Raw genomic sequence first — 17,511 nt, forward strand, 5'->3', positions numbered from 1 at the left:
CTTCACGCATATGTACTTGGTTTAACTGTAGTTTTTGGTAATTGTTGTCTGGCCTTTTCAACCCAATTTTGATAGAATTGCAGCATATCTTGCGTAACTGATGGTTTAACTTTCTTCATAGCTTCTTCGAAATGTCTTAAGGAAACCTTGACCCCGTTAACTTTCATACACTCTTTCATAGTTTTATCTCTGCATTCGGTGTCAGTGGATTTACAATTCTCGTTAGCTTTGTCTATGCATATTTTCATACTCTCTCTTATAGCTCTCATTGTAGCTTCTCTTACTAATGCAGCTAAATCAGCTCCAGTATAGCCTTCAGTCTTTTCAGCTACATCCTCTAAGCTGATGTCCTCTCCTAACACTATGTTTCTAGTATGAACCTTTAATATTTCTATTCTTGCTTTCTTATCTGGTGGAGGTACATATATTAACTTTTCAAATCTACCTGGCCTTAATAGTGCTGGATCTAAGATATCTGGTCTATTGGTTGCAGCTATTACTACTACGTTTTCTAGTTTTTCAATTCCATCCATTTCCGCTAATAACTGATTTACTATTCTCTCCGTTACTCCTGAATCATAAGAGATTCCTCTTATTGGTGCTATTGAATCTATTTCGTCAAAGAATATTACAGCTGGTGCGTACATTCTAGCTTTTCTAAATATTTCTCTAACTGCTTTTTCACTTTCACCTACCCATTTGGATAATATTTCTGGTCCTCTAACTGCTATGAAGTTTGCTCCGCTCTCAGTTGCCACAGCCTTTGCCAGCATTGTCTTTCCAGTTCCCGGTGGACCAAACAGCAATATACCCTTAGGTGGCTCTATACCAGAATTTTGGTATAACTCTGAGTATTTCAGAGGATATTCAACTACTTCTTTTAACTCCTCTTTTATTTCTTCAAGGCCGCCTATATCTGTCCATTTAACCTCTGGAACTTCTATGTAAATTTCTCTTAAGCCACTTGGTACTATTTCTTTAAATGCGTTTATGAAATCTTCCATCTTAACTTCCATAGACTCTAGTATTTCTGGAGGTATCTTATCCTGATTCAAGTCTATCTTTGGCAAGTATCTTCTTAAGGCATTCATCGCGGCTTCTCTTACTAATGCTGACAAGTCAGCACCAGTATACCCATGTGTCATATCTGCAAGCTTCTCTAGGTCAACATCTTTAGATAGGGGCATGTTCCTTGTATGGATTTGTAGTATTTCTAATCTTCCTTGCTTATCCGGTAACGGTATTTCTATTTCTCTATCAAATCTTCCTGGTCTTCTTAGGGCTGGATCAACAGCACTAGGTCTATTGGTTGCAGCTATTACTATTACGTTTCCTCTATTTTCGAGACCATCCATTAAAGTGAGTAGCTGTGCAACAACTCTTCTTTCTACTTCTCCTATCACTTCGTCTCTTTTCGGTGCTATTGCGTCAATTTCATCTACGAATATTATTGCAGGAGCATGTTTTTTAGCGTCTTCAAATATTTCCCTTAATCTTTGTTCACTCTCTCCATAGAATTTGCTCATTATTTCTGGCCCGTTAATTGAAGTAAAGTACGCATCAGTTTCATTAGCTATTGCTTTTGCTAGTAATGTCTTTCCCACTCCAGGAGGGCCATATAATAATATACCCTTAGGCGGCTCTATTCCTAATCGTTTAAATAGTTCTGGATGTCTTAAAGGTAGCTCAACTAACTCTCTAACTTTTTCTATAATATTTTTCATTCCACCTATGTCCTCATATGTGACTCTAGGATATCTGGAAGGTTCCACTGGCTTATCAGATATACTTATTATCGTATCGTCATTCACTAGAACGATACCAGCTGGTTTGACTTGAACTACAGTAAACGGTATGGCTTGGCCTAGGACAGGAATTAACACTGTATCTCCTTCAACTAGGGGAAATTCTTTTAATCGTTTCTTAACATAACTAATGAAACCTGGATCTACAGTAATTGAGAAGTTAGATGGTGCTAGTTTTACTGTGCTAGCTGGCCTTACAACTGCTTTTCTTACTATAACCTTATCTCCAATTGAGACTCCAGCGTTTTTCCTGGTGATTCCATCCATTCGTATTATGTCCTTTTCTCCAGTTGTTGTATCCTCTGGTGATAAAGGCCATGCTAGTGCTGCAGTTTTTCTTGTTCCCTCAATTTCAACTACGTCACCTGGGCTTACATCAATTTGTGAAAGTAAATCGATGTCAATTCGTACCTTTCCTCTCCCAACATCTTTTTGTCTTGCTTCCATTACTCTAAGTATTAACTCCTTTCTTTGCGGTTTCTGTTCCTCTCCAGAACTAGCGCTCAATTTTTATCTCCAAAATATTTTAGCGTATAAAGGATATATAAGAACTAACGTACCAAAGAGTTTATTAGAATCCTAATCTTGTTATCCCTACTACTTCGGCATGACTAACTCCTTGTATATTATTTACTACTTCTTCTAAATTGTCTGTCCCTCCTTCAGTTTGCTCAGGCATTTGAACATATAGGATTAATGCATTTAGGCCATAAGCTATAGGTTCAGTTTCCTTTCTAATAATTTTATATTCTTTAGGTAATTTGGTGCTTATATCTGCGTATAAATTGTCTAAATTAACCTCATCACTGTCCGGAAAGACTTTAAGGACTACTAACACGTCTGTCATTTTGAGCTAACCCCCTAAGGTCCTTTAAATCCGCAGTTTGGACAAATATATTCTACCCCTTGTTTTCTACACATGTGGTCTCTTCTTATTAGTACTTCACCGCAATTTGGGCAATAAAATTCAACTCCCTTCTCTCTTGGATGTATTATTTTTCCACAACTTGAACATATTGGTGGTTCCACTTCTTCCCTAATACTTAGCTTAACTGACATATCTATACTTCCCCTTTATTTAACCTCAATAAAAGTTTAAAAGTGTTTGTTGTTTTCCTAGTTACATTATGGTTAAGATGGTTATTGTTGTAAGAAGTGATATTAAAATGGGTAAAGGTAAGATAGCAGCTCAAGTTGCACATGCTGCCGTAAGTTTAGTAATAAGTATTATTAATTCTGATAACTCACGTTGGAAAGAATGGTTAAATGAGTGGCTACAACAAGGACAACCAAAAATAGTTGTCAAGGCAAATTCATTAGATGAAATTATTTTACGATCTAAAAAGGCTGAGACAATGAATTTACCTTTCTCCATTATCGAAGATGCAGGGAAAACTCAATTAGAGCCTGGAACCATAACTTGCCTAGGTATTGGTCCAGCACCAGAGAGTTTAATAGATCCTATCACGGGTGATCTAAAATTACTGTGACCCCTCATGAGATAGATATTGCGTTAGGTATGGAAAGATATTACTATGAAGATTGGAACGAGATAGATGGAACAATAGAAAGGCCAAACGGATTTAAAGTTATAGAAGAGATTGACTTTAAGCCAGCTCAAGATTGGAAAGGTGAGGAAAAAGGTAAATACGCAGTCTACTTGCTCACAAAATGGGGAATAGATCATTTTTCCGTTTTATCTGAAATTCAGAAAGTACTAAATTCAAAAGTTAATTATATGGGTATGAAGGATGCTAATGCAGTAACCTCACAGTTAGTGTATATACCATTAATCGAAAAGCAAGAATTGATCGAAGAATATAAATCTAGTAGTTTTGTTCTAAAGTTTCTTGGATATTCTTCAAAAAAATTTAATCACACCGGAAATATATTTGAAATATCTTTGTTGACGACAAGTTTTGATCTAGTTGTAGAGAGAGTGGAACAAATTAAGAAAAATCCATATCTTCCTGCTTTTATAGGTTATCAACGTTTTGGTACTCGTAGGCCTATCACACATTTAATAGGTAAGTATCTATTGAGAAGAGACTGGGAGAAGGCATTTTATTTGATTTTAACATATCCTTTTCTTTCTGAATCGAAAGAGATTATTGAAATTAGAAAACTAATAATGGAAGGCGATTTTAACGAAGCTATTAGATTGATTCCTTCCAAGTTTAAACAAGAGAAGTTATTATTGAAAAACTACATGAGATTTAAGTCCTATTACTTAGCCCTTAAAAATAGTTTCATTCCAATCTCGTTATATTTAGACGCATATCAGAGTTATTTATTTAACCTGTATTTATCCAGAAGATTAGACGACTATAAGAACTTAAATGATAAGGATAATTTATTTATAAGAATTCCTATCTATTTTAATGAATGTGATGATATTTGTAAAGAGATTTACTTAAATGAAGGAATAGAAAAGAATTTTTTTAAGTTACCAGAATTTAAAGTTTCACTAAAAAACCTCAATAGAAAGGCATTTATGAATATTAGAAATTTAAAAATTAATGAAGAAAATAGGACAATATCTTTTGTATTAGATAGGGGGATGTATGCTACTATATTACTTAGGGAAATTTTAAGAGGGGATCCAAGAAAATTCACTTAACTTTTATTATGGTGTTAGTCTCTTCTTATCTCTAGGGAATGGTACTACTTCCTTTACACTCTGAAGGCCAGTTAACATTAACATTACTCTTGCTAATCCCATGCCAAAACCAGCGTGTGGTGGCATACCATAATCAAACCATTTTAGGAAGAATTCAAAACTTTCTGGATTTAATCCTCTTACTTTAAGGGAATTCTCTAGGACTTCTTTCACATGATTTCTAGAACTTCCAGAAACAATCTCTAACCATCTGAAAATTAAATCGAAGCTTTCACTTAGCTGTGGATTGTCTTTTTTCTGTTTTGTATAAAATGGTCTACTTAGCCAAGGCCAATCAGTTACGAAGTAGAGATCTTCTTTTAATTCATTATATAGTACTCTTAGTTCAGGTGTTCCTATATCATCGCCAAATTTAATATTCACGCCCTTACTTTTTAGAATCTCTATTGCCTCGGTGTAGGAAATTTTCTTAATAGGTATTTTAACATCAGGAGGAGTATAATTTAAAATCTTTAATTCATTTTCACATTCTTTCTTTACATCATTTATCATGTTATAGATTATTTGTTCGATTAGAGTCATTATATCGTTATAATCTGCAAATGCCATTTCTACATCCATACTAATGAACTCTGAGAGATGGTAAGGCGTATCTGATTCTTCTGCTCTCCATGCAGGTGCTATCTCAAATACTCTTTCTATAGCACCAGCTAATAATTCCTTGTATAATTGTGGGCTCTGAGCTAGAAATGCCTCTTTTCCAAAGTATAATACTGGAAATAATTGTGCTCCTCCTTCTGTTGCACTAGCAATTATTTTTGGAGTAAAGACTTCCACAAATCCGTATTTATATAACGTTTCCCTAAATGATTTTACAGCTACTGACTGGATTTTCAATACTGCTTGCATTTCCAATCTTCTTAAATCTAGTAATCTTTCTCTAAGTCTAGTATCTATATCAGCTTTAACCTTGCCTGTAACATCTAGCGGCAATGGAGACTTTGCATATGAGAGTATTTCTATGTCTCTTGCATGTACTTCAACTCCATTAGGAGCTCTCGGATCAGCCTTGACTATACCATTTACGACGAGCGTTGATTCTAATCCTATATTTATGATTTTATCATAAGCATTATTACCTTTCTCAACTACTATTTGTCCTATTCCACTCTTATCTCTTAATAAAATAAATACCTTTCCACCTAGATTTCTTATATTATGAACCCATCCAGCTACCTTTACTTCCGTTCCATCTAACTTAGAATTTAATTCTGAAATTAGGTGTGTCCTAAACAACTTACTCTACCCTTATTCTTACTGGCGTTGAATGTATTTTAGTTAATGCTGACTCTAAAAGTTGCGCTTCAGCTGGTAGTAATCTTCTTTCTGATCTGGATACACGAATTACGTATTGAACTGAGCCATCTGGCATCCATACGGTATTTACGCCAAGTACTCTAGCTGGTGAGAGTAATTGAACTGCACTATTCTTTATGCTATTAGTTTTTTCTAAGACTCTCACCTTTATGTTTAGTTTATCCTGCAGGATTCTTGCTATTTTGATCCACTTTTGTTGAGTCATCTCAGGTCCACTCGTAACTAATAGTATTAGTAGATCGTCTACCTTGTAAGCTTTATGATATGTACAATCTTTAAGTTCTTTGAACTGTGTTTCCTCTAGATCTAATAGTACCTTTATTATTTCAACTTCATATTCAAATACTTCTCCACTATCTATAAGTGACTGGCATCTATTGCAAAGAAGTCCACTTCTAACGCAAACGTAATCTAGGGGGATCTTCATCTTCATTCACTCCGTTTACCGCAATACTTATGAATGCGAGATAAAATAATTATAGCCGGGATAAATAAATGCCGCTAACCGATCCCGCGAAATTACAAATAGTGCAGCAAAGAGTATTTTTGAAAAAGGTATGCAGAAAATGCGGAGCTCTCAATCCTATAAGGGCAACCAAATGTAGGCGATGTCATAGTACAAACTTAAGATTGAAGAAGAAGGAACTACCAACTAAGAAAGGCTAACATTTTTTACTTAACTAAATTTTTATTCCAATTATTGATAAACGTTCCTTTATACTGTTACTATTTTCCTCAAATGTTTTTACATGTTCTTTCAAATATTCTTTATCAATACTAATCTTACCTTCTCCAAGTAAGTACACTAGTGTTTTTAATTCATCTTCGTCTTCCTCCCTAAACGCGTTAGCTTTGAGCAAAATGTAATCTTCTAATCTTATACTTTTAAATTCATAAGCTCCTATTTTTATATTAATTGCACTATCTAGAATTTCTTTTGGAACAAAGAAATCTTGTATATTTTCATATAAATCTATCTGTAGTTGTTCATCATCAATTGGAGCTAATAATCTTGGAGTATCAATTGGAGTTCTACCATAATCCCATCCTCTCTCATAAGCGAAGTTTCTAATTTTATCATCGTCTACTAAGACACTTATATCTAGGGCAAACAAGTCTACATCACTCTCAGTCCCTTTTCTCTTTAGTGAAATATCTACTATTGTGTCTCCAATTATAATGAATTTTGTAAGATCTTGTAATTCGTGAAGAACTTCTCCTACCTTACTAAACGGTATCAAGCATATGCACCTATATAGTTTTTAAGTAGCTTTTAATAAGTTATTATTGTTGCCGGGGTGGCCGAGCGGTCTAAGGCGGCACTACCAGCCCATCGGTAGCGCTAGGGGCCGCAGTGGTATTAGTTGACACCCGTTATTTCGCGGGTTCGAATCCCGCCCCCGGCTTTTAGAAGATTTAAAAAGTAGTATTAATTATAATGCTGGTATGAGTCAGCCAAAAAGAAAAGAGGAGACTGTAGGTGTAGAAATGAAAGGTGAGGAAGCACTTGCATACGTTCTCAATGACATTGGAATAACCAAAGTGTTTACAACTTACTCCCTACCGAATATCATTAAGGAAATGCTAAAGAAGTATAATATTGAAGTCGAATTTTCCATGACAGTAAAAGACGCAAGTTGGTTAGCATACGCTTATGCAATGGAAAATAATTCAGTTGGGACTATAATTCAAATACCTGGTTCTAAGTTAACTGATGCGGTAAATGTCATTGCCCAAGCGTATATGGAATCAGTTCCTCTCCTTATCATATCTAGTGTAAGATCACACAAAGACACGGGAAGGGCTAGAATTGGCGAATTTAGAACAATCGATGATTTATCAAATATTTTATCTCCAATAATCAAGACAAAAGAAAGAGTTATCAGTATAGAAGAAATAACTGTTACAATAGAGAAAGCCTATAAGGAAGCGGTAAGTAATAGACCGAGGCCTTCATATGTCGAGATATCTGAAGACTTATTTAGGGCAAAAGCGTATCCGTTATCCACTGCAGGCCAAAAGCCTGAGAAAAGGACTCCAGATAAGAATACTGTAGCTAAAGTAGCTGAACTTTTAACTAATGCTAAATCACCAGTTATAATTGCGGGATATGGAGTAGTTTTAAGCGATGCTGAAGACATGCTAGTTGAATTAGCTGAATTATTAGACTCACCGGTGGTTACTACATTTAAGGCAAAGGGATCAATACCATCTAATCACAAACTATTTGCTGGAGAGGGATTAGGCGCCTTTGGTACTGAGGCTGCAAATTATTTTATTGAAAATGCTGATGTAATATTAGCTTTAGGCACTAGGTTTACTCAGTTAAGCACGGCTGGCTGGTCCTTAAAGTACAAGGGTATATTAGTACATAATAATGTTGATGGCGAAGATATAGGCAAAGTTTTCATGCCTCATGTTCCAGTAGTAGCAGACACTGGACTATTCTTAAGGGAACTCTTAACGCAATTGAAAACTAAGATAAAAGAGAAAGTAAATAGAGGAACTAGTGATATTATTTATAAGACTAGACGTGAAATATCTCCGTCTAAATCCCATACTGATTTATGGCCTATTGACGTAGTGAAAATGATGGGCACACTAGGTGGTTTTGAGAAAGTATATGTGGATATGTCAGCTACTACAATAGATTTTGTTAGATTACCGATAAATGCTAAGAAAAGCTGGTATACAGCAGAATCTTTGCTCGAGAGAGGTATTGCAGTGGGAGGAGCTATAGCTTCTAAATATGCTGCATATGGAATTACTGATCTAGAGGGAATATTACCATATTTATCATTACTAGAATATAAAGTGAATAAGATTAAGGGGAAAATAATTGTGTTAAACGATGGTGGTACAAACTATATTGATGTTTCAAGCTCTGATCTACCGACTATTTCTAGATCACAAACTACTATCAACGCTAATTTTGATGAGATCGTAAAAAGAGCTCTAGATGGTGTAACTGTTGAGACGTTAACTGAGTTAGAGGAGGCTTTAAAATCTGCTGATAAGAAAATTATAAATATAAAGATAGATCCTAATTTCGAGTCAGTCGTAGTTTCAAGAATTTAATATAAGGTAAAGTATTTATTAAGGCTAATTTTATTTTGTCTTATTCAGAAGTTTAAAATATGAACGATAAGTCTTCAGATCAAATTTCAATTAAAAAGGCCTTAATTTATGCAGCAGTTTTCTCAGTAGCGTCATATGCTATTGCAGCAGGATTAACACTATCTACTAGTCTTTTTGCTGTAAATATATTTGCAGATCCAATATTGAATCTCACTGTTCCTCTAATACTTCTCTCCATTGGTATACAAGTTATTAATAGAAAATTAGGACCTATTTTTATAGGCTTAATTAGCGCTGGGCTGTATGCGATTAGCTTCTTACCATTTATTGCAATACCTTTAATTATTGTAGCGTTAATTGTAGAAGGTATAACGAGAGTCATGGGATATAGGTCTTTGAAGGCTGTAATAGCTTATACCACTATTGCAGGTGGTTTAGAAGGGATATTAAGTACTTTGCTTGCTCTTTATATGGTGAAAGTCCCTGCACCAATAATAACTTCATTATATATCTGGACTGGAGTATCAGTTGGAATGTTTGCCGAGAGTGCATTAATGGGATTGATATCTTTCCATATTGTCTCATATTTAATCAAAGCAGGGGTCATCAAATGAAGGTAAAATTTCTTTATATCTTAAGTTTTTCCATCTTAATCTATATAAATAGTATATTTTTTAATTTTATTATACCATTTCTAGTTACATTGGCTCTATTATATAAAAGGATATGGATTATAGTAATAGAGGTTGCAATTGGAATTCTATCTTTTCTCATATTGGGTTTCCTTGGGAAGATTTTCATTTATCAGTACACCCTTAGAGCTTTCTCAATTGTTAACGTTTTTTTAATTTCAAGTGACTATACAGATAAGTCTTCAATAATTGATCTATTCGGTTCAAAAGGAGTTCCTCTTTTAATCGCTCTTACATATTATCCAAGGTTTTATGATGTCATGCAAAATGTTGCTTTTTATGCACGCGTTCGAAAAATAAATTTATTAGATCTTAAAAGGCTACTAGTTCCAATAATAGTAGAAACAGTGAAAATAGCTGATAATCTATATGTTGCGTATACCGTTAAATTGTTTGGACAGTATAGTTATAGAAGAAATTTAAAGCCTTCAAGGGAAGATTTAATACCTCTACTTATAGGTGTAGCTACTTTATGCTTGTCATTAGTCCTAAATATTTAAACGGAAAGATAGAGGTAGAAAAAGGAGAAAGAGTAGGTTTAGTAGGTAAGAATGGAAGTGGAAAAACTACATTGATATTATCAGCATTATGCATAGATCAGCATACTTCTAACGTTATAGTTGACGATATGGATTTCTGTAAAGAGAGAGATTATTCGAAAATCTCAGCGGTTTTACAAGATGTTTCTTCTCAAATATTAGCTTCGACGTGCAAAGATGAAATCGAGTTAATGAAAAGATTTCATAGGGTAGATGAAAAAATAGCTAGAAAGTTGATGGGCAGTTACTATGAAGTTGAGTTCAAAAAATTGTCTGACGGATATAAAAAGAGGTATGCTATTGCTTCGGTTTTAGCTTCAAATCCCGAGTATATCTTGCTGGACGAACCATTTGCAAATTTGGATGATGAAGGAGTAAAATTGGTTAGTACGATTATTCCTAAAAATAGTTTGATTGCTGAACATCGTATTGAGGAATTGCGTAAATTAGTAGATAGGGTCTATATGATTAAGAATAATGCAGAAATAAATGAGATATCCAAAGAAAACCTTTTTGATACGGAATTCTTAAGGAAAGAAGGATTAAGAGGATTTAATTTACCTAAGATTAACAGTGAATTGGGTAATGAAATATTTAATGTAAATGTTAACAATTTTACGATAAAAATAAGAGAAAGGGAAATTCTGTGTTTATTAGGCAGAAACGGAAGTGGTAAAACCACTATTCTCAGAAAACTATCAAGGAAGATCTTCGTAATTTTTCAAGAAGTGGATTTGCAATTCTTTGATTTTACAGTAAAGGAGATTGTAGGGAGTAAATACGCTTTATCTTTATTTAATTTAGAAAGTTTGGCAGATAGAAGCCCATATACTCTAAGTTTCGGTCAAAAAATGAGGGTTCTGATAGCATCAGCTTTTTCTTCAGACTCTAAAGTAATAGGCTTAGATGAACCTAGTGTAGGAATGGATGGAGAGGCATTACTTTCGTTTTATGAAATGGTAAAGGTTCTTAAGGAGCAAAAACGAGGTTTGATTCTCGCTACGCATGATAAAGATATAATAAATCTATGCGACACACGTATAGTCATAGATTAAATAGCTAGAAACCGTTTACTTTATATATTATTTATAGTAGTTTTTATTGTTGGGCCCGTAGCTTAGCCAGGTAGAGCGACGGGCTCTTAACCATGTAAGAAAAGCGGAGATACCCGTAGGTCCCGGGTTCGAATCCCGGCGGGCCCGCGCACTAAATTTCCTAAAAAATGATTAAGAAACATTTTCAACTTCCTCTTAAGTGAGTTTTCTACTTAATCCGAAATTTGATATGCAGTCGAGAGAATTTGATAGGTCTCCATAATAAGACCAACGATCTCAATCTAATTCAATATAAATGAGTTCAATTTTGGATTACACATACAGCTAAGAAAAATATGATAGGTATGAAAGTAGTATTCGGAAATATAGTTTGGCATAAATATCATGGATATAGTTTTAGAACCAAGAAAGTTACAATATATATTCGGATATAGCTCTTATATGGAAGTGTATTACTGTTGCTCAATTATATCCCGCTTTCTGTTTCTATATTAATTCTTTTTTATAGCTTTTTAGCCTCAGTTCTATAATGAATAGTGTTTATCTAATTTTGTAATAAGAATAATATTATGTTCTTATTATTTTTAATATAAGCAGAATCCGTATTAATATGAATAGAAATACTCTTAAAATGAATAACAAGAGGTCTCTGGGAAGATTTTACTAATAAACTAATTTGTATCTATATAACAAGTCTCTTACGGCTTGTCTAATCACTTCTCTAGAACCCATTTTAGGTGACCAACCTATTTCCTTTGAGATTTTTGAAATATCTAATAGCATTACTCTCACATCCCCCGGCCATCCTCTCCCTTCAGCTGTTAGATCTTTATAAATTATTCTGGGATGCAATCCCATTTCATTTATAACAATCTCAGCAATCTCATCTACAGTGATCCAGTCTATATTACCTATATTAAAAACATCATAAATTTTGTTAACTTTTTTCTCTAACATAATGAATGCCTCTATTAAATCATCAATATACAGATAACTTTTTCTTTGTTTTCCATTTCCTAAGATTTCTAGTAAGTTTGGATTATCTCTGAGTTTTTTTACAAAATCAACTACTACTCCATGACTTACTCTACCTCCAGTTATATTTGCCAGTCTTGTGCTTATGCTTCTTATACCATACTGTTCTGCGTAATACTTTACTATGTTCTCACATAATAGTTTAAATAATCCATAATTAGAAATTGGCTTAAGTTCTTCTGATTCTGGGGTGGGGATTTTATTTGTCTCCCCGTACACGGTAGATGAAGAAGCAAATATTACTTTTTCTGCATCTACTTTTCTAGCTAACTCCATTACATTTAACGTAACTTTAACGTCCCTTTCGAAATGTTCTTCGACATTTATCATTGATGTTCTTACATCTGGATTTGCAGCTAAGTGGTAAATTATCGGATTTCTTTCTAGCTTCTCTATTAGCTCTACTAGATTGCTTTGACGTAAATCAAACATTATAAATTTGGCTTTCTCATTTCGGTACCTACCATAGGATAAATCATCAATAATTACTACTTCTAAATTTTTTGAAACTAAATAATCGACCAGATGACCACCGATATATCCAGCACCGCCTGTAACTATATACATATGCAATGAAAAGGGGCTCTTGTTCCTATTAAACTTGATGTTCTTAATTCTCCCTATTAGAGTTAGCTTGACTTGTCTTTAGAAGTGCTTTATATATTATTTTTAACGTATAATTTTTGCTCTTAATTTTTTTCACTGCTATTAAAAAATTAATCTTTCTATCTCTAGGATACTTTTTATTTTCTATAATTATTGGATCCAGACCAAGTTCTCTTAGCGTCGAGACTAGTTCTTCAGTTTTTATTTTATATGGTATTTTAGCCAGCCGTCTCCCCTTAGATCTAGTTGGCGAGAAAAAATACGAAGGCCAAATAACTATTCTATTTTCTTCTTTAAGATCCCTGAGACTCATTCTTTAAGAGCACCGCATTAATTACTCCATCTTGACCTGGTCTCGACGTAACTACAGCTAATCCTGCCTCTGTCCTAATTTTAGCTCCTCTTATTATTATTCCTCTCCTAGCTAGTTCTTTGTTAGCTGGTGTTTCTAAGACTTCAAGTATCTTAACTTTTTTCGCGGTATTTGTAGTTGGGTCTAATACATTAGCAGTAGTACTGTACTTTAATCTAACTTTAAAGTTCCCACCTAGCGTTCTATCTTTTATTCTTATGTCTTCTGTAGACAGTGTTGTAAGCGTAGGAGGACTTCCAATTTCATATTTTCTCTTATCTCTGTGCTTTCCTTTTAAACCACCAGTAATTTTCCTATTATCTGGACCTTGATAAAATCCCATACTTTACGCCACTTTAAAAGTGTGTAATAAAGGATTAAAAAACTTAGGCTCCAAAATTACGTTTTCTTTTTTGAAATGACCTTATTGCTCTCCATAGATCTATTTTTCTGAATTCTGGCCAGTACGCCTCACAGAAGAATAATTCAGAGTATGCCACATGCCAAAGTAAAAAGTTACTAATTCTTACTTCACCCGAAGTTCTGATTACTAGATCGATATCATGCAATTCACTATCATAGAAGTATTTTCTGAATGTTTCCTCATTTATCTCATTTTTATTAATTTTTCCATCTCTATAATCATCTAAAAGCCTAACTACGGCATCTAATATTTCTTGTCTCCCCCCATAGCAAATAGCTAATGTAAGTTTTCTTTTATTATAGATGGAGGTTTTTTCTACTACTTTATTTATATAATCAATAAGATCCTTAGGTAATTTATCTAGTTTTCCAATCGCATTTACTCTAACCTCGTATCTATATACGATGGGATCTTCTAATAATTCTTGTAGACCTCTTTTAATATATGTTGTTACTATTGATAGCTCGCTCTGTTTTCTCTTCTCACAATTTTCCGTGGATAGCGCAAAAACTGTTATATTTTTTATACCGAGTTCTAATAACCATATTAAGACCTCTTTTAATTTTTTATAACCATAGAAATAAGCATCATTAAGAGAAAGATTATTACTTCTAGCCCATCTTCTATTTCCATCTGGTATAATACCCACATGATCTGGTAATGGACCATTACGGATTTGATTCCACAATACGATCTCATACAGTTTGTAAATAGGCTTAAAGAGAAAGCTTCTAGTTAGCTCTTTTGCCATAACTCTTCTATTGCCAACATATACGTTTTTACTCCTATATATATTTCATCCAAGCTAATTTTTTCTTGATTAGTATGTTCTAGAATAGAATTCCCAGGGCCGTAAGTTGCAATACTCGTTGTTATCTTCTGTAATATGTTCATATCACTTGTTCCCGCTTTTCTAACTAACCTCGGCTTTATATTTTGTTTCAATAGTGCTCTAGTTAAGGACTTTACTACTGGATTATTTATGCTAACTTTCACAGGTGGTGTTTCGTCGACTATTTTGACACTACATTCTGGGAATTTATTGATAATCTCGCTAATTAAATCCTCTCTCTTATTATTTATTGCATATCTCACGTCGAAATGTAGATATAATTTAGCAGGTGTCACATTATAGGACTCTCCTGCTCGAATTATTGTTGGTACTATTGATGGCTTATCATAATTTTCAGGTTGTTTATAAACTTCAATTATCTTTTTAGAAATTTCTACGATCAGATTGTTCTTAGCTGATGAAGAGTGTTCTGGAGTGTCTTCGCACATTATATCTAGTTGTATTGATCCTCTGTATTCTACAACTATATCTGTGCCATTTGACGGTTCTCCCACAATTATATGTTTAAAATTATAATTTTTCAATGTAAGTTCTTTAGCTCCTATGCTAGTACTTTCCTCATCTGCTAATCCTCCTACTCTAACTTTTATTCCTTTCTCATTAAGTAACCATGCAGCTATTATCATACTTATTAATGGACCTTTCGCATCCACTGCGCCTCTTCCATAGATTATTTCGTTTTCTATTTTTGGTTCAATATATCCCGGAACGGTATCTACGTGAGATGCTAACAGTATTTCTCCTTCTCCTAGTATAAACGAGTTTGAGTCTGGTAAAATCTCAAGTTTAAGATTTAACTCCTTAGAAATTTTCTCAAAGAATTTTGTAGCATTTGCTTCACTCTTTGATGGCGTATATATTGATAAAAGATCAAGAAGCAACTCTTTTGCTTTCTGTTTCGCTAATTCCCTTTCTTGCAGCATCTGAAGCCCACTCCATATCTGATTGTGTTATTAGATATGGGGGTAAGAATCTTATTGTTGTAAGCCCTGCTTTTAATGATAGTACCTTTTCGTCTTGTAAAATTTTTATAGCCATCGATGGATTAACCTTTAAGTCTATTCCTATCATTAAGCCAAGCCCTCTTATTTCTCTGACTATTTTGAAATCTTCTAATTTCTCTTTTAGAATTTTCATAAATAGTTCTCCTTTCTTTTGAGCTTGTTCTGCAATTTTCTCAGATTTAGCAACCTTGCAAGCAGCAGTGACTGCTGCAGCAGCTAATGGATTTCCCCCATAGGTCGAACCATGATCACCTTCCTCTAATTTCTCACCTATCCAATCTGGTAGAAATACTGCGCTTACTGGAAAACCTCCACCGATTGCTTTACCAGCTGTTACTATATCCGGTTTTATATCAAAGTGTTGATGTGCCCATATTTTCCCTGTTCTACCAAATCCTGTTTGTACCTCATCCATTATTAATATAGCGTTAACCTTTTCCGTAATCTCTCTTAACGTCTTCATAAACTCTTTTTTAGCTGGTATTACGCCTCCTTCACCTTGTACTGGTTCTATTATTACTGCTGCTGTATCTTCGGTAATACTCTTTAGGGAATCTATATTATTATATTCCAAGAATTCTACTGGGCCAATCAGTGGCTCGAAAGGTTCTCTATATTTTTTATTCCAAGTTACTGATAGGGCACCCATACTTCTTCCATGGAACGAATTTTTGAATGCAACAATTTTTTTTCTTTTCGTAATTTTTCTTGCTATTTTTAACGATAGTTCTACAGCTTCGGATCCACTATTTAGCAAGAATAAATTATCTAAGTTTTCTGGCTTTAGTTCGTCTAATTCTTTTATCATCTCTTCTCGTATTGGTGTATCAAAAGCTAAAGAGAGAGTAGAGATTTCCTCCATCTGTTTTTTTAAATAATTGATAACAAGTTTATTGCCATGACCAAGAAACGCTACTCCATGTCCAGCGTGTAAATCTAAATATTTATTATTCTTTTCATCCCATACATATTGACCTTCTCCTCTAACAATCTTAATGCCTCTATCTTGATAGAATTTTAATAGCTTTATCATTTTTTCACCCACTTTACTGCTTTTTCTAGAAGGAATTTTGATATATTAAAATTATTTACTCTTACAGTATTTTTATATTCTGGTACTCCATTAACTTCATCTACGAGATATCCACGATCCTTATCCTCAAATATATCTATTCCTAAAAAGAAACCCCCTATTATCTCCTTTACTTTCAATGCGAGTTCTTTAAGCTCTTCATCTATTTCAAGAGGATACGCTTTTGCACCTAATGCAGTATTAGTTCTCCAATTATTTTCATTAACTCTATAAATTCCAACAGGAGCTTCGTCTCCTATTACGAATATTCTTATATCTCTATTTGGCTTGTTAACAAATTCTTGTATGTAATATATGTCCTTGTATTTTTGAGAACTAAATTCTTGATACTCTAGATAACTATATAATACGTCTGGATTATCAGCTTTAGCTACCATTCTCCCCCAACTTCCTTCAACTGGCTTTATAACTACTGGATATCCTAGTTTTTTAGAATATTCCATTGCATTAGTTTTATCGAACGCTATGAAAGTTTTAGGAGTTGGTATATTATGTTTGGCTAAAATATAGGTCGTAAAAATTTTGTTTTCACATCTACTTAGAGTCATATGATCGTTTATTACGGGATAGCCAAGCTGCTCTACTAGAAATGATGTAATAAGGGCTCTGTTATGTGATACGTTTCTTTGGATAAAAATATCCGCATCTTTATCTATATTAAGCTCATTCGAAAAAAGAACAAAATCTTTGCTATATATAGTAATAATTTGATAACCTAATTTTTTCCCTTCCTCAATTAAGTTTTTTTCCTCCCATCTAGGCATATCATATAGAATTCCTATTTTCACTCTCCCCAATCCTCACCTATCTGCTCTGCTAATCTAAGTGATAATTTTCCGTTCTGCTTTACAACTTCTAGTTGGGCTCCGCATTCATGCTCTACAAGCTCTCCTGGTAATGCATCATCTTCTACGGTTATTTCTCCACCACAAATAGGGCATTTTAGATTTACCATTTAAGGTCAGTTAGATACTAACT

21 protein-coding genes and 2 tRNA genes are annotated in these 17,511 nt (G+C 34.0%); 9 read left to right on the forward strand and 14 right to left on the reverse strand.

The window, feature by feature from the left end:
* Positions 1 to 2: 2 nt before the first annotated feature.
* The 3 genes from GFS03_RS10740 to GFS03_RS10750 all read right to left on the reverse strand — a co-directional run bounded on the left by GFS03_RS10740 (position 3) and on the right by GFS03_RS10750 (position 2,864).
* Complete coding sequence (locus GFS03_RS10740; protein ID WP_153424081.1) at positions 3 to 2,312, reverse strand: CDC48 family AAA ATPase; 2,310 nt, start codon at positions 2,310 to 2,312, stop codon at positions 3 to 5.
* Between the two features lie 64 nt (positions 2,313 to 2,376).
* Complete coding sequence (locus GFS03_RS10745) at positions 2,377 to 2,652, reverse strand: elongation factor 1-beta (protein ID WP_153424082.1); 276 nt, start codon at positions 2,650 to 2,652, stop codon at positions 2,377 to 2,379.
* A gap of 14 nt (positions 2,653 to 2,666) precedes the next feature.
* Positions 2,667 to 2,864, reverse strand: coding sequence for a zinc finger domain-containing protein (locus GFS03_RS10750; protein ID WP_153424083.1), 198 nt, complete (start codon positions 2,862 to 2,864; stop codon positions 2,667 to 2,669).
* Positions 2,865 to 2,932: 68 nt separating this feature from the next.
* On the opposite strand from GFS03_RS10750, the gene pth2 reads away from it, so the two are divergent.
* Both pth2 and truD read left to right on the forward strand, forming a co-directional pair.
* Positions 2,933 to 3,295, forward strand: coding sequence for a peptidyl-tRNA hydrolase Pth2 (gene pth2, locus GFS03_RS10755; protein ID WP_153424084.1), 363 nt, complete (start codon positions 2,933 to 2,935; stop codon positions 3,293 to 3,295).
* A complete protein-coding gene (truD, locus tag GFS03_RS10760) occupies positions 3,292 to 4,425 on the forward strand; it encodes a tRNA pseudouridine(13) synthase TruD (protein WP_153424085.1) in 1,134 nt (377 codons plus the stop codon). Before pth2 ends, truD begins: the two co-directional genes overlap by 4 nt.
* A gap of 6 nt (positions 4,426 to 4,431) precedes the next feature.
* On the opposite strand, the gene aspS is transcribed toward truD, so the two are convergent.
* Both aspS and GFS03_RS10770 read right to left on the reverse strand, forming a co-directional pair.
* Positions 4,432 to 5,721, reverse strand: coding sequence for an aspartate--tRNA(Asn) ligase (aspS, locus tag GFS03_RS10765; RefSeq protein ID WP_153424086.1), 1,290 nt, complete (start codon positions 5,719 to 5,721; stop codon positions 4,432 to 4,434).
* A gap of 1 nt (position 5,722) precedes the next feature.
* Positions 5,723 to 6,235 (reverse strand): transcription elongation factor NusA, encoded by a 513-nt coding sequence (locus GFS03_RS10770; RefSeq protein WP_153424087.1) that lies wholly within the window; start codon positions 6,233 to 6,235, stop codon positions 5,723 to 5,725.
* Positions 6,236 to 6,297: 62 nt separating this feature from the next.
* Here GFS03_RS10770 and GFS03_RS10775 point away from each other — a divergent pair, with 62 nt between their 5' ends.
* Positions 6,298 to 6,468, forward strand: a complete 171-nt coding sequence (locus GFS03_RS10775; protein WP_009990396.1) for a 50S ribosomal protein L40e — start codon at positions 6,298 to 6,300, stop codon at positions 6,466 to 6,468.
* A gap of 14 nt (positions 6,469 to 6,482) precedes the next feature.
* On the opposite strand, the gene GFS03_RS10780 is transcribed toward GFS03_RS10775, so the two are convergent.
* Positions 6,483 to 7,043, reverse strand: coding sequence for a nucleotidyltransferase (locus GFS03_RS10780; protein WP_153424088.1), 561 nt, complete (start codon positions 7,041 to 7,043; stop codon positions 6,483 to 6,485).
* A gap of 51 nt (positions 7,044 to 7,094) precedes the next feature.
* Between GFS03_RS10780 and GFS03_RS10785 the strand changes: the two genes are divergently transcribed.
* From GFS03_RS10785 to GFS03_RS10810, 6 genes are all read left to right on the forward strand, one after another.
* Positions 7,095 to 7,208 (forward strand) — tRNA-Cys (locus tag GFS03_RS10785).
* A 40-nt stretch (positions 7,209 to 7,248) separates the two neighbouring features.
* Entirely contained in the window at positions 7,249 to 8,880 is a 1,632-nt protein-coding gene (locus tag GFS03_RS10790) for a thiamine pyrophosphate-binding protein (RefSeq protein ID WP_153424089.1), read from the forward strand.
* Positions 8,881 to 8,939: 59 nt separating this feature from the next.
* Positions 8,940 to 9,494 (forward strand): hypothetical protein, encoded by a 555-nt coding sequence (locus GFS03_RS10795; RefSeq protein ID WP_153424090.1) that lies wholly within the window; start codon positions 8,940 to 8,942, stop codon positions 9,492 to 9,494.
* On the forward strand, positions 9,491 to 10,072 hold the full coding sequence (locus GFS03_RS10800; protein WP_153424091.1) for a hypothetical protein: 582 nt from the start codon (positions 9,491 to 9,493) through the stop codon (positions 10,070 to 10,072). Before GFS03_RS10795 ends, GFS03_RS10800 begins: the two co-directional genes overlap by 4 nt.
* On the forward strand, positions 10,045 to 11,166 hold the full coding sequence (locus tag GFS03_RS10805; protein WP_153424092.1) for an ATP-binding cassette domain-containing protein: 1,122 nt from the start codon (positions 10,045 to 10,047) through the stop codon (positions 11,164 to 11,166). Before GFS03_RS10800 ends, GFS03_RS10805 begins: the two co-directional genes overlap by 28 nt.
* Before the next feature lie 51 nt (positions 11,167 to 11,217).
* A tRNA-Lys gene (locus GFS03_RS10810) sits at positions 11,218 to 11,313 on the forward strand.
* A 516-nt stretch (positions 11,314 to 11,829) separates the two neighbouring features.
* Here the strand turns inward: GFS03_RS10810 and GFS03_RS10815 are convergent.
* Genes GFS03_RS10815 through lysW/argW form a run of 8 tightly spaced genes read right to left on the reverse strand, consistent with a single transcriptional unit; the run spans position 11,830 to position 17,488 of the window.
* A complete protein-coding gene (locus tag GFS03_RS10815; protein ID WP_153424093.1) occupies positions 11,830 to 12,768 on the reverse strand; it encodes an NAD-dependent epimerase/dehydratase family protein in 939 nt (312 codons plus the stop codon).
* 43 nt (positions 12,769 to 12,811) lie between these two features.
* Positions 12,812 to 13,120, reverse strand: coding sequence for a signal recognition particle subunit SRP19/SEC65 family protein (locus GFS03_RS10820; RefSeq protein WP_153424094.1), 309 nt, complete (start codon positions 13,118 to 13,120; stop codon positions 12,812 to 12,814).
* On the reverse strand, positions 13,101 to 13,502 hold the full coding sequence (locus GFS03_RS10825) for a 30S ribosomal protein S8e (RefSeq protein ID WP_153424095.1): 402 nt from the start codon (positions 13,500 to 13,502) through the stop codon (positions 13,101 to 13,103). The genes GFS03_RS10820 and GFS03_RS10825 overlap by 20 nt, the downstream gene beginning before the upstream one ends.
* 43 nt (positions 13,503 to 13,545) lie before the next feature.
* Complete coding sequence (gene uppS / locus GFS03_RS10830) at positions 13,546 to 14,334, reverse strand: polyprenyl diphosphate synthase (protein ID WP_153424096.1); 789 nt, start codon at positions 14,332 to 14,334, stop codon at positions 13,546 to 13,548.
* Positions 14,319 to 15,359 (reverse strand): N-acetyl-lysine deacetylase, encoded by a 1,041-nt coding sequence (locus tag GFS03_RS10835; protein WP_153424097.1) that lies wholly within the window; start codon positions 15,357 to 15,359, stop codon positions 14,319 to 14,321. Before GFS03_RS10835 ends, uppS begins: the two co-directional genes overlap by 16 nt.
* The gene (lysJ, locus tag GFS03_RS10840; RefSeq protein ID WP_153424098.1) at positions 15,307 to 16,473 is read right to left on the reverse strand and encodes a [LysW]-aminoadipate semialdehyde/glutamate semialdehyde transaminase; all 1,167 of its coding nucleotides are present in this window, start codon (positions 16,471 to 16,473) and stop codon (positions 15,307 to 15,309) included. Before lysJ ends, GFS03_RS10835 begins: the two co-directional genes overlap by 53 nt.
* Positions 16,470 to 17,321, reverse strand: coding sequence for a lysine biosynthesis protein LysX (gene lysX, locus GFS03_RS10845; protein ID WP_153424099.1), 852 nt, complete (start codon positions 17,319 to 17,321; stop codon positions 16,470 to 16,472). Before lysX ends, lysJ begins: the two co-directional genes overlap by 4 nt.
* A complete protein-coding gene (lysW/argW, locus tag GFS03_RS10850) occupies positions 17,318 to 17,488 on the reverse strand; it encodes an alpha-aminoadipate/glutamate carrier protein LysW (RefSeq protein ID WP_009990383.1) in 171 nt (56 codons plus the stop codon). The genes lysX and lysW/argW overlap by 4 nt, the downstream gene beginning before the upstream one ends.
* Between the last annotated feature and the right edge of the window lie 23 nt (positions 17,489 to 17,511).

This window comes from Sulfolobus sp. E5-1-F (genome assembly GCF_009601705.1).
Taxonomy (GTDB): domain Archaea; phylum Thermoproteota; class Thermoprotei_A; order Sulfolobales; family Sulfolobaceae; genus Saccharolobus.